Here is a 15,561-nt window from a genome sequence, read left to right as displayed (position 1 = left end):
CCGGCTCACCCGCCGTCGGCGCGCAGCCCGTCGCGGATCGCGGCTTGTGCTGCGACGTCGCACTCGTTGTAGCGCAGGCACCATTGCCGGGCCGCTTCGGCCTCCGGCCCGTGGCCGCGGGCGACGTCGATCGCCAGCTGAGATGCCAGACCGCCGGGGTCATCGACCTCCCACTGAAAGCCGAAGTACCCGGCGACGCATTTGATCGACGACGAGGTGCGCGCGAAGTACTCCGCGTCGAACCACTGGCGCAGATCGCAGGTGAGCCCGTCGAGGGCTTCGGCGACGGCAGTGAATCTGCGGGTGCTCGACAGCTCGGGATGATGCCAGTGAAAGACGCGTAGGGATTTGCCCTCCCGCTCGGCGCGGTCGCGCAATTGCCGCATGCGCAAGGCGAATTCATCGGCGAGCTCGGATTCGCCGCCGGCATCGAGCGGCGCGAAGGAGACCACCGGGTCGTAGTAGGCGGTGGTGTCGTCCTGCCCGTCGCGGATGCGCAGACCCCACTGGTAGATCCTGGCGTCGCTGTCCCACTCGATGTCGAAGTCGACCTCGATGTCGGCGGACGGCACCGCGGGGAGGTTTGGCCGGCGCTGCTCGTAATCAATTCCGGCGCAACTCATCCGGGCGCGCCGGACCGCCTTTGCCAGCCGGTCGGCCGGCTTCTGGGTGCCGACCGATTGGACACCGAACGCCTCGGCGTGGGCGTCGGGGTCGACCTCGGCCAACTGCGCGACGGTCAAGGTCGTTCCGTCGCCGCACTGCCGGTACAGATACTGCCACTCCCGGACGTTGAGGTGGCCGGTCTCGATCGCGAAGGATGCGTCCTCGTCCCCGGCCACCGTGGCGCAGTGGTCGAACCAATCGCAGGTGTCGCAGTCGCCGATCCGGTAGGGCCGCACCAATTCCCGTCCGGCCGCCGCAGCCTGGGCGACTTGGAGGCGAAAAGCGAATTCGTGGTCGTAGCGCTGCAGGGCGGAACGCTTCTTGCGGTGGTTCGGGTCGCGGGCAGAGTAGGTGATGATCGTCTCGGCTTGCAGGTCATACCAGGTGATCCCGTTTATCTCGCCGACAAGCTCGGTGAGGTCCGAGCTGCCGATGATGCCGCCCAGGTGCACGCCGGGGTGATACCCCAGCTCCTGCAGCATCCGGGTGTAATGCGCCAGCTGCATGACATCGTCACGCCAGCGTGCCCCGTGATCGCTGTAGCCGGGACAGGTCAGCAGTTGATCCGGCGCCGACAGTGTCGACACCGCCACCTCGGAGCGTTTCGACGTGCTTAGGGTGCGGTGGTTCTTGATGTCGACCGGCAGATAGCCGCGTTGATACCGGATCAGCACATCGGGCAGGCCGGTGCGGCCGTTGACCGGTGGCAGGAGCCCACCGGCGATCACCTCGACGCCGGCGTCCATCGCCGCCAGGGTGCGCCGCCGCTGCTCGGCTCGGCCGGCGCCGGAGTCGAGCACCACCAGCCGCTCCGAATCGCCGTAGCGGTCCCGCAACTTCTCGAGAATCGCGGCCTCGAAGGCGACCCCGGCCTCACGCAACGCCACCAGCTCCGGCGAGGCAACGGCCGGCTCTGCGGCACCGGGGGTGAACAGGTTATGGGTGACGCGGGCGCACCGCTTGGCGTGATAGCCGCCGAGTGTGACCGGTAGTTCCACCACCGCAGTATCGTCCACGGCGATGAGTGACGACGACCGTGCCCGCTGGGACGCGAAATACGCCGACCTGGACGCGCCGGCGCCCGCTGCAACAGGCGGGGCCGCGGTGTTCGAGGCCTACTGGGACGAGTTCCCGACCACCGGCCATGCACTCGACGTCGCTTGCGGGCAGGGGACCGGTGCGGTCTGGCTGGCCGGGCGGGGGTTGCAGGTCCGGGGATTCGACGTATCCCCGGTGGCGATCGAGCAGGCCCGCGCTCTGGCGGCCCGCAGCGGTCTCGGCGACCGGTGCCGCTTCGAGGTGGCTGACCTCGACGACGGATTGCCCGACGGGCCGCCCGCCGACGTCATCTACTGTGCCCGGTTCCGCGACCGGCGGCTGGACGAGTCGATGATCGCGCGCCTGGCGCCGGGCGGACTGTTGGCCATCACCGCGCTCAGCCAGGTCGGCGGTAGCGCCGGGCGGTTCCGGGTCGCACCCGGTGAGCTCCGGGTGGCCTTCGCCGATCTTGAGTTGATCACGGACGGCGAAGGGCGCGGGCTGGCATGGCTGCTGGCACGACGCCGCAGCGAGGCAACGGCGTCGGCGGGTTAAGCCGGCGCGGGCGCTTCCTGGTCGCTCGGCGCGGGGCCCGGCTCGGCAGGCGGCTCGCCCGCAAACGGGCCGTCCATCGGCGGAGCCTCACCGGGCGGCAGGTCCATTGGGGCGTCGAACGGCGGCGCATCGAACGGCGGCGCCTCGGCGGGCGGGGCCTCCGGTGGCGGGGCCAATTCGAAGCCCATCGGCTCCGCGGGCGGTTCGGGAGCCGGGGGCTCCTCCAGAGCGGCGAACTGCACGGGGGCTTCGATCGGCGGCGCCTCTGGCCCGTCAGTGTTCATCGGCAGGTACATGTGGTGGGTGAACTGGGGCTGGTAGGCGCCGCCGCCGCCGATCCGCACGCCGCCGGGCTCGCCACTGGCCACCGGGGTGCCGTCGGGCAGCGTGACCGCGGTGTGGTGGCTGTTCCAGCCCACCACCAGAGCGCCGGGCGCGGTGCCGTACTGGAAGCCGCGGGCCAGCAGCGCCGACTCCTCGTTGGCGGTGTGGAACCGGTCGCCGAAGGCGGGCCGGCCGGTGGCCACATTGGACACCCACGATGCCAGGCCCGAGCAGTCCGTTCCCGCGGGGCTGTCCCCACCGGTGATGTACGGCGTGCCGGAAACCTGCTGGATGAGCGCCATCAGCGCGTCGAGACCAAACATGACCAGGCACATTAACAATGGCTTTCAGCGCCCACCAAAATCTGTGTCAGGCATCACGTTTGAAGTGAAACATGTTAGACATTACGCCGCAACAGAAAACACCAGGTAGAACGATGAAAATGGGCCGCCTGTACCGCATTTCGACCGTCGAGAACGTCGAGAAGTGCAGGTAGACGTTGTCTCGGCGTTATTTGAGAGTGCTTGAAATGGAACCTATTTCAAATGCGAGTGAAAAGGCCTGGCAAATGGAATAACTGGCTATGCGATACAGGGGTCAGCGCCGAAAACTGCTGTTGCGCATCGGGTATCGTTGCCATGGCTGACAGGGCCAGCGATTCCCGTTGGGTCGCACCGGTTTCGGCACATGGTGCACCGAGGTCCTACCGATTCTGACCGATATCGCAGCAGGTGCGCCGCACTCGAGCCGGCGACCTATCCCGGCGGTGTGGGGCAGCTGACCCCGGTCCATGCTCACCGGTGCCGGGATCAGAACGGCGCCGGCCGGAGCCCTGCGGCTCCCGGCCGGGGCGGTGCCGATGACCGAACGCCGCGCCCTGGCCAGAGCAGAAAGTGCGAAGATGGCGACGACGCGCACGCCGATCAGCGGCCGTAACCGATGTGGACGTGAGACGGTATCAAGCTATGCAGAACCTCAGCTACCTGACTTACGAAGAGTTCGGGCGGAAGTTCTTCGAGATCGCGGTCACCGAAGAGCGCGTGGCAGCCGCGTTCGCCGCGATCGCCGGCGATGAGTTCGAGATGCCCCCGATGCGTCAGGGACCGGGCGGGATCGCCCGGGTCAGCGCCAAGGTGCGCATCCAGCAGCCCCGGGTTGCGCGCAGTCTCGGTAATCTGCTCACCTTCGCCATCAACATTCCGTTGGAGATCGACCTGCTCATCGACCTGCGGCTGGATAAGCAGCGGTTCACCGTCGCCGGCGACATCGCGTTGCGGGCCACGGCGCGGGCCGCCGAGCCGTTGCTGCTGATCATCGACGTGCCCAAACCGCGGTCGTCCGACATCACCGTGGAGGTGTCGTCGACGTCCATTCGCGGTGAGCTGCTGCGGATCTTCGCCGGTGTCGACGCGGAGATCCGGCGGTTCATCGCGAGTTACGTCGCCGACGAGATCGAGAGCCCGCAGTCTCAGCAGGCCCAGATCATCGATGTGGCCGAGCGCCTGGACTCGGCCTGGACGGGGATCTGACCCGGCGCCCCAGAAACCCCCGCGCGGCTACGGGATGGCGGGAATCGCCGGAATCGCCGGAATAGCGGGGATCGCCGGAATGGCCGGAATCGCCGGAATAGCGGGGATAGCGGGGGCCGACGGAACCCGGGGCGCCGCCGGTACCGGCGCGGTCTGGGCTTCACCCTGCGGTGCGGGACGCTCGACGGCGGGTGCGGCACTGGTGAGCGGCGCTTCGGGGCCGGTGGTCGGATCCGGCACGGTGGCGGCTTCACCGGGGGCGATCGGCGCCAGCGGGGCGGCTGGGGCTTCGGTGGCCTCGCCGACCGCGCCCTCCTCGGTATCGCCTTCGCAGTCACCGCAGGCGGTCGCGACCGCGCCGACGGCGAGCCCGGCCACCACCATGGACAGGACTGACTTTCCGATACCGCGATTCCGCATGGATTCTCCCGTCGCTCGGTTGCTCGGACTTACCCTACGACGGCCCGGCCGACGGGCCGGTTACAGCGTCTGGCGGTACCCGAAGAACTCGTGATCCTCGTTGTAGCCGCCGTAGCCTCCGCCGACTTCGCGGAAGTGCGCGACGAACTCGATTCCCCTGAGCCACTTGACCATTTTGAAGCCGTGCTGCAGTTCGTTGCGTAGTCGCAGTGGTGCGCCGTGGCCGTAGCTGAGCGGTTCGTCGTTCATCCGGTAGGCCAGCATCGTCAGGTGGTGGTCCATCTGCGCGATGTCGTGGGCGTCGTAGTAGAGACCGCCGTCGGATCCGGGGGCCATCGAGTAGAACACCACCCACTTGGCCTCGGGCAGTGGTTTGACGATGTCGAGGATCGTCGTCATCGCGACGCCACCCCACTTGGCCACCCCCGACCAACCTTGAATGCAGAAGTGCTGGGTGATCTGCTCGTGGTAGGGCAGGGCTTTCAGCTCATCGAGGGAGAAATCTCTCGGGTGCTCGACCAGTCCGTGGATATGCAGTCGCCAGTCGGTGAAGTCGCCGGCGAGAAGCTCCTTGTACTCGACGGTTTCGGGGTAGGTGCCGTTGTGCCAGAAGTGCGGTGAGATGTGTTCTTCGGTGAACGCACCCGGCCTGGGGTTGGCGTACTCGAACACCCGCTGCAGTGGGCCGATCAGCGCGTAGCCGACCCGCTGCACCACCCGCGGGTGGCGGTAGGTGAACGGGGTGGCCCACACCCAGGCCACGGTTGTCACCGTCATCGCCGCGACGAACACCCAGAATCCGGCCAGTCCGGAGCCGTCGCGGGCGGCGAACATGTGGTTGAGATTGCGCACCGCGTCGGTGGCGAACACCAGCGTGACGTGGACGCCGATGAACACCAGGAAGTAGGCCATCACCAGGAAGTGCAGCGAGCGGGCCAGCTGGATGCTCAGCCGCTTACTGATGTGCGTCAGCCGCATGGACACCGCGGGACTCATTCCGAGCCCGGTGATGACCGCGGCCGGGGCGGCGATGAACACCGTGGTGAAATAGGCCAGTACCTGCAGACTGTTGTAGGCCACCCAGCCGTTGTCGTCGGGCCAGTTCAGCGACAGGTACTGGATGCCCACCGAGACTGCATTGGGGAGCACGTCCTTGGTGGGCATCAGATGCCGCCAGTGTCCGGTGCTGAACAGCAGGACGTAGAACACCGCCCCGTTGGCCAGCCACAACACATCGGTGCCCAGATGCCACCAGCGGGCCAGACCGATGGCGTGACGGATTCCGGGTAGACCGAGCTGGTCGGGGAGACCCACCGAGTCCTGCTTGGCCGTCCACATCGGGTCGTCGGGGACCGGCCCGGCGATGCGAAGCCACTCGTCGGTGTCCGGGGTGGCGTTGCGGCTGAAGTACAGCCGCGGATGGTCGGCGAGGATCTGGATGCCGGACCGGATGATGAACGTCATCAGGAAAAGATTGAAGAAGTGCTGCCAGCCGGCCCAGGCGGGTATCCCGGGGGTGCTGCCCGCGGGGGCGACGGTGCCCGGATAGCGGTGGACGAAGTCCTCGACCGCCGGGAAACCCACCAGGTACTTCGCCACGGCGACGGCGGCGACCAGCGTCGCGAAGCCGATCGGGATCAGCCACAGCAGGTTGAGCCACCTGTCGCGTCCGACGCGCAGCCGCGGGGCGATGGCCCTCTTCTCGCCGAGGCCGCCCGCCCAGGTCTCGTGATCCACCACGTGGTGTGCGGGTTTGAGCTCGGCACGGTAGTCCGCCAGCGCTGTTCGATCGTTTCGGTGGTTCTCCTCGGCGTGCGCCATGACCCGATACCTCGCCCGTCCGTATCCGCAATATAAAGGATTAACATGCGGGATATTAAACGGCGGGGCTGGCAGCTACGTGCGGATTCGGTGCCGGGTAGCTGGACATCTCCGCAACGGCCTGCAACGCAGCAAGGGGCCGGCCCTGATGGGCCGGCCCCTCAACGCGTCAAGCGTGCGTCAGATGGTCTGGTGGCGTCCGAAGAACTTGTGGTCTTCGCTGTAGCCGCCGTGACCGCTGCCGATCTCCTCGTACGAGGCGACGAATTCGATGCCCTTGATCCACTTGACCAGCTTGTAGCCGTGCTGCAATTCGTTGCGCAGTCGCAGCGGTCGGCCGTGCATGTAGGGCAGCGGCTGGTCGTTCATGTTGTAGGCCAGCATCGACATGTGATGCCACATCTGGTCGACCGGGTGTGCGTTGTAGTAGATCCCGCCGGTGGCGCCCAGCCCCATGGAGTAGAACACGGCCCACTTCGCCTCCGGCAACGGCTTGACGATGTTCATGATCGTCGACATCTGCACGCCGCCCCACTTGGCCACACCGGACCAGGCCTGCACACACATATGCTGGGTGATCTGGTCGTGGTAGGGCAGCGCCTTGAGGTCCTCCAGCGAGAACTCCATCGGATTCTCTACCAGCCCATAGACTTTCAGCCGCCAGTCCTTGAAGTCGCCGGCCTCCAGCTCCTTGTACTCGACGGTCTCCGGCAGCCGGCCGTTGCGCCAGTGGAACGGTGATATGTCGTCCTCGGTGAAGGTGCCGGGCTGCGGGTTGAGCTTCTCCAGCGTCCGCTGGAACGGTCCGATCAGGGCGTAGCCGACCTTCTGGACGACCCGCGGGTAGCGGAGCGTCAGCGGGGTGGCGGCGACCCAGCCGATGATGCACACCACCGCGGCCAGGCAGAACACATAGAACCCGGTGGCGCTGTGGCATTCGGGCCCGGCGCCCGGGGCGCACCCGCGCGCGGCGAACATGTGGTTCAGGTTGTCGAAGGCGTCGGTGGCGAACACCATCGTGACGTGCACCAGGATGAACATCAGGAAGTAGACCAGCACCACGAAGTGCAGGGATCGGGCGATCTGCAGGTTCAGCCGCATGTGCTTGCTGATCAGCCCGAGGCGCTGTGACAGCGCCGGGGACATGCCCAGCGCGGTGATCAACGCGGCCGGCGCGGCGATGAACACCGTGACGAAGTACGAGATCAACTGCAGCGCGTTGTAGTTGGTCCAGGTGTGGTCGTCGGGCCAGTCCAGCGAGGCGTACTGGATCATCACCGAGGCGGCGTGCGGGATGATGTCCCAGCTGGTCGGCACGATACGCCGCCACTGCCCGGTGGTGAACAGCAGCACGTAGAAGATCGCGCCGTTGAGCAGCCACAGCACGGCGGTGCCCAGGTGCCACCAGCGGGCCAGGCCGATCGAGTGCCGGAAGCCGGGCAGGCCGAACTGCGCCGGCAGCGCGACGGTGTCGGCGTTGGCGGTCCAGTACGGGTCGTCGGGGACCGGCGGCCCGACCCGCAGCCATTCGTCTTTACCGGGGGTGGAGTTGCGGCTGAAGTACAGGCGCGGGTGGTCACAGAGGATCTGAATACCGGCCCGGATGATGAAAATCATCATGAACAGGTTGAAGAAGTGCGTCCAGCCGATCCAGGCGGGCAGGCCATCTTCGACCGCGGACGAGGGAGTGCTGCCCGGGTATTGGGCGATGAAGTCCTCCACGCCGGGGATATTGCGAACGCCCTTGCCGATCGCGATCATCGCCACCAGCCCGACGAAGCCGATCGGGATCAACCACAGCAGGTTGAACCACCTGTCTTTGCCGACGCGCAGACGCGGAGCAATCGCGCGACGGGACAGGTCGAAGCCGCCGCCATAGGTCTCGACGTCGACGGTGTCGTCGTGGTTCTTATGAATCTCGGTGCGGTAGCCCTGTTCCAGCTCCAACTCGACGTCGACGACGTCGGCGGAGTACTTGACGTGGTGGGTTGTCTCTTTCGTTGCTGGTGAGGTGGCAGGACCCCGTGGGTCGAGCTGCCCTTCAGCGCCCTGTCCGTCGATCGTTGTCACGCCGCGACAGTACAGCCGGGAGCCTCTTGCTCTGCCGCTCTGACACCAAATGCACAGGCTTCTGGCAGGAAGCTCAGATATCGCAGATGCGGATCGTGGCCCGAACAGCTGCCGTCATTGCGGTGTCGAGCCCTCGGCGCGTCTCGGGCGGCGGCGGCCTTGGGATCGGCGCGATTTTTTCCCGGCGAGCACCGGGGCTGACCCTGGCCGGCGCGCCGGCGCACTCATCCGAATCTCGCGCGTAACTGACCGTTTACCTAATGCGTCCATAATTCGAGGGAGAACCGGCGAACCGAATTCGCCACCGCCGCCGGATTGCAATCTGCGCAACAGGCGAGCGCTGCGCAACAGGGCTAGCATGCGCAGAGAAGAAACGTGTGATCAGGCAGGGGTAGATGACCACCAATAAAGCAGTGCAACGGGCGGGGGTTGGGACGCACCGTGGCTGACGAACAGCGGGGGCCCGGTTACGGCCTTGGGTTGTCGACACGCACCCAGATGACCGGGTACCAATTCCTGGCGCGACGCACCGCGATGGCGTTGACCCGCTGGCAGGTTCGGATGGAGGTGGAACCGGGCCGGCGGCAGGCGCTAGCCGTGGTCGCCTCGGTCTCGGCAGCTTCGGTCATCTGTCTCGGAGCGCTGCTGTGGTCGTTTCTGAGCCCGTCGGGCCAGCTGAACGAATCGCCGATTATCGCCGACCGTGATTCGGGTGCCCTCTACGTGCGGGTCGGTGGCACCTTATATCCGGCGCTGAATTTGGCCTCGGCCCGGCTGATTGCCGGTCGGCCCGACAACCCCCACAAAGTGCGCGCCGCGCAGATCGCCGAGCAGCCGCACGGCCCGCTTGTCGGCATCCCCGGGGCGCCGTCGGACATTCAGCCGACCTCACCGACGTCCTCGTCGTGGCTGATCTGCGACACCGTCGCCAATGTCCAGGGTGTCGGAGTGACGTCACCGGTGACGGTCACCGTGATCGACGGCAGCCCCGACCTCGACCCCGATTCCCGTCGCCGGGTGCTCGACGGCCCGGACTCGGTGGTGCTGCGCTACGGAGACGACTCGTGGGTCGTGCGGCAGGGCCGGCGCTCGCGCATCGACGCCGCCGACCGGGCGGTGTTGCTGCCACTGGGTCTGACGCCCGAACAGGTCGAGCATGCCCGGCCGATGAGCCAGGCGTTGTTCGACGCCTTGCCGGTAGGGCCGGAGCTGGCGGTGCCGTTCGTGCCCGACGCCGGTCGTCCGCCGGCCTTCCCCAACGCACCTGGTCCGGTGGGAACCGTCTTCACGACTCCGCAATTGGCTGGTCCGCAGCAGTACTCGGTGGTCCTGATGAACGGTGTCCAGACCGTGTCGCCGGTGGTGGCACGCATACTGCAGAACGCCGGGGCGACCGCGGGCGGTGCGCCGGCCGTGGTGGCGCCGCCGGTGCTGGCGAAGATGCCGGTGGTCACCGGGCTGGACCTGTCGGCCTACCCGGAGGGACCGCTCAAGGTGGTGGACATGAAGGAGAACCCCTCCACCTGCTGGTGGTGGGAGCGCTCCAACGGCGAAAGCCGGGCCCGGGTGCAGGTGGTGTCCGGCCCCACGATCCCGGTGCCGCAGAAGCAGATCAGCCGCGTGGTGTCACTGGTGAAGACCAACGACAAAAGCATGCCGCAGGCCGACCGGGTCTACTTCGGTCCGGGCTACGGCAACTTCGTCGCGGTGACCGGCAACGACCCGGACGCCTCCACCCGGGAATCGTTGTGGTGGTTGTCCGCTTCCGGTGTGCGATTCGGCGTCCCCGGCGACGACGAGCGCAAGGCACTGGGCCTGGTCGGTGAGCCTGCTTTGGCACCGTCGGTGGCATTGCGGCTGCTCGCACACGGCCCGACGCTGTCCCGCCAGGATGCGCTGGTACGCCACGACACCCTGCCAACCGATATGAACCCTGCAGAATTGGCGGTACCCAAGTGAAACGTGGATACGCCCGGCCGACGCCGGAACGCGCTCCGGTGGTCAAGCCGGAGAACATCGTCTTGCCGACGCCGCTGAGCGTCCCGCCGCCGGAAGGCAAGCCGTGGTGGCTGGTGGTGGTCGGCGTGCTGGTCGTCGGTCTGCTGGTCGGCATGGTGTCGATGACGGTGGCCAATGGCTCCCGGATGTTCCTGGGCGCCGGTGCCATCTTCCCGATCTTCATGATCGGCGGTATCGCGATGATGATGTTCGGCGGCCGCTTCGGCGGCGGCGCCCAGCAGTTGAGCCGGCCCAAGCTCGACGCGATGCGTGCCCAGTTCATGCTCATGCTGGACCGGCTGCGGGAGTCGGCCGCGGAGTCCGCCGACAGCATGGACGCCAACTACCGGTGGTACCACCCGGCGCCGTCCACGCTGACCGCCGCGGTCGGATCTTCGCGGATGTGGGAGCGCCAGCCCAACGGCAAGGACCTCAACTTCGGCCTGGCTCGGGTCGGGGTCGGCATGACGCGGCCCGAGGTCACCTGGGGCGAGCCGCAGAACATGCCCACCGACATCGAGCTCGAACCCGTGACCGGCAAGGCGCTGCAGGAGTTCGGGCGCTATCAGAGTGTGGTCTACAACCTGCCCAAGATGGTCTCGCTACTGGTCGAGCCCTGGTATTCGCTGGTCGGCGATCGCGAGCACGTGCTCGGGCTGATGCGCGCGATCATCTGCCAGTTGGCGTTCTCGCACGGACCTGACCACCTCCGCATGATTGTCGTCACTTCCGATGTGGAGCAATGGGATTGGGTGAAGTGGCTGCCGCACTTCGGCGACCCGCGCCGCCAAGACGCCGCCGGTAACGCCCGCATGGTGTACGGCTCGGTGCGCGACTTCGCCAACGAACACGCCGAGCTGTTCTCCGGGCGCGGCTCGTTCATGCCGCGGCACGCCAGCTCGTCGGCGGAGACCCCGACGCCGCACCACCTGATCATCGTCGACGGCGATGATCCGCAGTGGGAGTACGTCAACACCACCGAGGGCATCGACGGGGTCACGTTCTTCGACCTGACCGGCGCACCCGAGTGGCGGGGCGTTTCGCAGCGGGTGCTGCGCTTGGACGACAAGGGCATCATCAACGCCTTGCCGCGCGACCGTGACACCTGGATGGTCATCGACGACAACGAGTGGTTCTTCGCCCTGGCTGACCAGGTCAGTCCGTCCGACGCCGAGCAGTTCGCGCAGCGGATGGCGCACTGGCGGCTGGCCGAGGCCTACGAGGAGATCGGTCAGCGGGTGACTCACCACATCGGGGCCCGCGACATCCTGTCTTACTACGGCATCGAGGACGCCGGGCGGATCGACTTCGCCCAGCTGTGGACCAGCCGGCAGCAGGAGGGCACCCGGTCCCGGTTGCGGGTGCCGTTCGGCAACCGCTCCGACAACGGTGAGCTGTTGTTCCTCGACATGAAGTCGCTGGACGAGGGCGGCGACGGCCCGCACGGCGTCATGTCGGGAACCACCGGCTCGGGTAAGTCGACGCTGGTGCGCACGGTGATCGAATCGCTGCTGCTGGCCCACCCGCCGGACGAGCTGCAGTTCGTGTTGGCCGACCTCAAGGGCGGCTCGGCGGTCAAGCCGTTCTCCGGGGTACCGCACGTGTCGCGCATCATCACCGACCTGGAAGACGACCAGGCGCTGATGGAACGCTTCCTGGAGGCGATGTGGGGCGAGATCGCCCGCCGCAAGTCGATGTGCGACAGCGCGGGCGTCGACGGCGCCAAGGAGTACAACGAGATTCGGTCCCGGATGCGGGCGCGCGGCGACTACAGCCTGCCGCCGCTGCCGATGCTCGTCGTGGTGATCGACGAGTTCTACGAGTGGTTCCGCATCATGCCGACGGCGGTAGAGGTGCTCGACTCGATCGGTCGGCAGGGCCGCGCCTACTGGGTGCACCTGATGATGGCGTCGCAGACCATCGAGAGCCGCGCCGAGAAGCTGATGGAGAACATGGGCTATCGGCTGGTGCTCAAGGCGCAGACGGCCGGTGCAGCACAGGCTGCCGGCGTGCCGAACGCGGTGAACCTGCCGGGCAAGGCCGGCCTGGGCTACTTCCGCAAGAGCGGGGAAGAGGTCATCCGTTTCCAGGCCGAATTCCTGTGGCGGGACTACCACCGCGGCGGGGTCCTCGACGACGAGGCGTTGCCGCAGGTGCACTCCATCGACTACATCCGGCCGCAGCTGTTCACCACCGCGTTCACCCCGCTGGAGGTCAGCGTCAGCGGGACTGAGCTCGAGGCGGCCGAGGAAACCCCGGCCATCACCGCCACCCCGGCCGAGGAGCTGCTCGCCGAGGAAGAGGACTTCATCCGGACGCCCAAGGTCGGCACCGTCATCATCGACCAGCTGCGCCAGATCGACTTCGAGCCCTACCGGCTGTGGCAGCCGCCGTTGGACGTCCCGGTGGCCGTCGACGAGTTGGTGAACCGTTACCTGGGCCACCCCTGGCAGCAGGACTACGGCACCCGGCGCGACCTGGTGTTCCCGATCGGGGTCATCGACCGGCCGTACAAGCACGACCAGCCGCCGTGGACGGTGGACACCTCCGGACCGGGCGCCAATGTGCTGATCCTGGGCGCGGGCGGCGCCGGCAAGACGACGGCGCTGCAGACACTGATCTCCTCGGCGGCCTTGACCCACACCCCCGAACAGGTCCAGTTCTACTGCCTGGCCTACAGCGGTACCTCGCTGACCACGGTCGCCAGCCTGCCGCACGTGGGCAGCGTCTGTGGGCCGACCGACCCCGACGGCGTGCGTCGCACGGTCGCCGAACTGCTGGCGCTGGTGCGGACCCGCAAGCGCAGCTTCCTGGAGAACGACGTCGCCTCGATGGATGTGTTCCGGCGGCGCAAGTTCGACGGTGCCCCCGGCAAAGTGCCCAACGATGGGTTCGGCGACGTCTACCTGGTGGTCGACAACTACCGGGCGCTGTCCGAAGAGAACGAGGTGCTCGTCGAGCAGGTCAACCAGATCATCAACCAGGGACCGTCGTTCGGCGTGCACGTGGTGGTGACCGCCGACCGCGAGTCGGAGTTGCGCCCGCCGGTCCGCAGCGGCTTCGGATCCCGGGTCGAGCTGCGCCTGGCCGCGGTGGAGGACGCCAAGCTGGTGCGTTCCCGGTTCGCCAAGGACGTCCCGGTCAAGCCGGGCCGCGGCATGGTCGCGGTCAACTACGTGCGACTGGACAGCGATCCCCAGTCCGGTCTGCACACGCTGATCGCCCGGCCGGCGATGGCCGGCACCGACGAGCACATCTTCGAGTCCGACAGCGTCGGCGCCGCGGTCAGCCAGGTCGCGGTGGGCCGGGTGCGCCCGGTACGGCGCCTGCCGGCGCGGTTCGGCCTCGACGAGGTGCGGGCGGTCGCGGCCAACGACAAGCGCGAAGGTGTGGGCGCGGGCGGCATCGCCTGGGCGATCTCCGAACTCGACCTGCAGCCGGTCTATCTGAACTTCGCCGAGAACGGGCACCTGATGGTGACCGGTCGCCGGGAAAGCGGTCGCACCACCACGCTGGCCACCATCATGAGCGAGATCGAGCGGTTGTACGCGCCCGGTTCCAGCACCGCGCCGCCCACCGGGCAGCCGTCTGCGCAGGTGTGGCTGATCGACCCCCGTCGGCAGCTGTTGACCACCCTGGGCTCGGACTACGTGGAGAAGTTCGCCTATAACCTGGATGGCGCAGTCGCGCTCATTTCCGAGTTGAACGCCACGCTGGCCAACCGTGAGCCACCGCCGGGCCTGTCGGCCGAGGAGCTGCTGTCCCGCACCTGGTGGAGCGGGCCGGAGATCTTCTTGATCATCGATGACATCCAGCAGTTCCCGCCCGGCTTCGACTCGCCCTTCCAGAAGGCCGCCCCCTGGGTGACCCGGTCGGCGGATGTGGGCCTGCACGTGATCGCCACCCGGACTTTCGGCGGCTGGTCCTCGGCGGGCAGCGACCCGCTGCTGCGGGCCCTGCACCAGGCCAACGCGCCACTGCTGGTGATGGACGCCGACCCCGACGAGGGCTTTATCCGCGGCAAGATGAAGGGCGGCCCGCTGCCCCGCGGCCGCGGCCTGCTGATGGCCGAGGACACCGGGGTGTTCGTGCAGGTCGCCGCCACCGAGCTGCGGCGCGCGCCGACGCAGGAACGAACGGCCACCCCGGTTCGCTGAGCCGTGTCCCGTCAGTCACCGCTGTGACGCCTGTAACAGCGTCGGGCAGTTGCTGGCGGGGTCACGCCGGGGCGGCCGGCGGCATTTCGCCGCGGCCAGATTTTAATCGCGGGGTCCGTTGCGGGCGCCCCGGTGCGGCGTCACGCCAGCGTCCACGGCGGGAAATCGCAAGATTGTGTTTCAGCAGGTCGGCTTTCTTTCGCGGGCGGCGACACCGGCCCCGGGTTACCCCTTCGTTACCCCAGGTGAACAGTTGCTTCGGCCAGATGAACAGTAAGTATCAAGGGCCGTATCGGCCGTTTTCAGCGCTTAGGCTCAGTGGCAGAAAGATTGCTGACGGCGATCCGAGGAGGAAATCCAATGTCGTTCGTGAACGCGCAACCGGAGGCCCTGGCCGCCGCGGCCGGGAACTTGAGCGGAATCGGTGCGGCGCTGAACGCGCAGAACGCCGCGGCCGCCGCCCCGACCACCGGCGTGGTTCCGGCCGCCGCCGATGAGGTCTCAGCGTTGACCGCTGCACAGTTCGCCGCCCACGCGACGATGTACCAGCAGGTGAGCGCGCAGGCCGCAGCGATCCACGAGATGTTCGTAGCCACCCTCAACAGCAGTGCCACCTCCTACGCCGCCACCGAGGCCGCCAACGCGGCGTCGGCGGGCTGATGGGAGGAGAGCCGTTCTTTTGTGCACAGCCGGACATGACCGGGGGCTCTATCCGGCGACCAGGTAACCACTAGAAACAACGACCAACGAACTTCAAGACAAGGAGAGACAACAGTGGCAACACGTTTTATGACCGATCCGGACGCGATGCGTGCGATGGCGGGGCGTTTCGATGTGCACGCTCAGACGGTGGAGGATGAGGCCCGGCGGATGTGGGCGTCGTCGACCAACATCTCGGGTGCGGGTTGGGGTGGTCTGGCCGAGCGGACCTCGATGGACACCATGGGTCAGATGCAGACGGCGTTTCGCAACATCGTGAACAT

The 15,561-nt window shown here is 67.2% G+C and carries 11 protein-coding genes; 6 read left to right on the top strand and 5 right to left on the bottom strand.

Translation table 11 applies throughout. The features are described from left to right. Window positions 1-5: 5 nt before the first annotated feature. Window positions 6-1,664, bottom strand: a complete 1,659-nt coding sequence (locus A5771_RS04800; protein WP_064854086.1) for a hypothetical protein — start codon at window positions 1,662-1,664, stop codon at window positions 6-8. Between the two features lie 22 nt (window positions 1,665-1,686). On the opposite strand from A5771_RS04800, the gene A5771_RS04795 reads away from it, so the two are divergent. Continuing rightward, complete coding sequence (locus tag A5771_RS04795; protein WP_064854063.1) at window positions 1,687-2,259, top strand: SAM-dependent methyltransferase; 573 nt, start codon at window positions 1,687-1,689, stop codon at window positions 2,257-2,259. Here A5771_RS04795 and A5771_RS04790 read toward each other — a convergent pair. Beyond that, on the bottom strand, window positions 2,256-2,906 hold the full coding sequence (locus A5771_RS04790) for a hypothetical protein (RefSeq protein ID WP_064854085.1): 651 nt from the start codon (window positions 2,904-2,906) through the stop codon (window positions 2,256-2,258). The two genes, A5771_RS04795 and A5771_RS04790, sit on opposite strands and share 4 nt — an antisense overlap. 642 nt (window positions 2,907-3,548) lie before the next feature. On the opposite strand from A5771_RS04790, the gene A5771_RS04785 reads away from it, so the two are divergent. Beyond that, a complete protein-coding gene (locus A5771_RS04785) occupies window positions 3,549-4,112 on the top strand; it encodes a hypothetical protein (protein ID WP_064854062.1) in 564 nt (187 codons plus the stop codon). A gap of 27 nt (window positions 4,113-4,139) precedes the next feature. Here the strand turns inward: A5771_RS04785 and A5771_RS04780 are convergent, their stop codons facing one another. The 3 genes from A5771_RS04780 to A5771_RS04770 form a co-directional block, all read right to left on the bottom strand. Further along, on the bottom strand, window positions 4,140-4,532 hold the full coding sequence (locus A5771_RS04780; protein ID WP_131808891.1) for a hypothetical protein: 393 nt from the start codon (window positions 4,530-4,532) through the stop codon (window positions 4,140-4,142). Window positions 4,533-4,592: 60 nt separating this feature from the next. Then, window positions 4,593-6,353 carry a molybdopterin-dependent oxidoreductase gene (locus tag A5771_RS04775; protein WP_064854060.1) on the bottom strand — a complete coding sequence of 587 codons (1,761 nt, stop codon included), beginning with the start codon at window positions 6,351-6,353 and terminating at the stop codon, window positions 4,593-4,595. Between the two features lie 180 nt (window positions 6,354-6,533). After that, complete coding sequence (locus tag A5771_RS04770) at window positions 6,534-8,300, bottom strand: molybdopterin-dependent oxidoreductase (RefSeq protein ID WP_064854059.1); 1,767 nt, start codon at window positions 8,298-8,300, stop codon at window positions 6,534-6,536. Between the two features lie 564 nt (window positions 8,301-8,864). Between A5771_RS04770 and eccB the strand changes: the two genes are divergently transcribed. The 4 genes from eccB to A5771_RS04750 all read left to right on the top strand — a co-directional run. Beyond that, complete coding sequence (eccB, locus tag A5771_RS04765) at window positions 8,865-10,382, top strand: type VII secretion protein EccB (protein WP_064854058.1); 1,518 nt, start codon at window positions 8,865-8,867, stop codon at window positions 10,380-10,382. Continuing rightward, a complete protein-coding gene (eccCa, locus tag A5771_RS04760) occupies window positions 10,379-14,578 on the top strand; it encodes a type VII secretion protein EccCa (RefSeq protein WP_064854057.1) in 4,200 nt (1,399 codons plus the stop codon). Before eccB ends, eccCa begins: the two co-directional genes overlap by 4 nt. A 360-nt stretch (window positions 14,579-14,938) precedes the next feature. Beyond that, window positions 14,939-15,238, top strand: a complete 300-nt coding sequence (locus tag A5771_RS04755; RefSeq protein WP_064854056.1) for a PE family protein — start codon at window positions 14,939-14,941, stop codon at window positions 15,236-15,238. 114 nt (window positions 15,239-15,352) lie between these two features. Then, the coding region (locus A5771_RS04750) for a WXG100 family type VII secretion target (protein ID WP_082947064.1) at window positions 15,353-15,561 on the top strand (209 nt) is incomplete at its 3' end.

Origin of the sequence: Mycolicibacter sinensis (assembly GCF_001667375.1) — a bacterium.
In the GTDB taxonomy this organism is placed as follows: Bacteria; Actinomycetota; Actinomycetes; order Mycobacteriales; family Mycobacteriaceae; genus Mycobacterium; species Mycobacterium sinense_A.
This window is presented reverse-complemented; position numbering and strand designations above follow the sequence as displayed.

Coding starts and splice junctions, on each gene's coding strand:
- A5771_RS04795 (WP_064854063.1), top strand. CDS start 1,687: ATGAGTGACGACGACCGTGCCCGCTGGGACGCGAAATACGCCGACCTG.
- A5771_RS04790 (WP_064854085.1), bottom strand. CDS start 2,906: ATGTTTGGTCTCGACGCGCTGATGGCGCTCATCCAGCAGGTTTCCGGC.
- A5771_RS04785 (WP_064854062.1), top strand. CDS start 3,549: ATGCAGAACCTCAGCTACCTGACTTACGAAGAGTTCGGGCGGAAGTTC.
- A5771_RS04780 (WP_131808891.1), bottom strand. CDS start 4,532: ATGCGGAATCGCGGTATCGGAAAGTCAGTCCTGTCCATGGTGGTGGCC.
- A5771_RS04775 (WP_064854060.1), bottom strand. CDS start 6,353: ATGGCGCACGCCGAGGAGAACCACCGAAACGATCGAACAGCGCTGGCG.
- A5771_RS04755 (WP_064854056.1), top strand. CDS start 14,939: ATGTCGTTCGTGAACGCGCAACCGGAGGCCCTGGCCGCCGCGGCCGGG.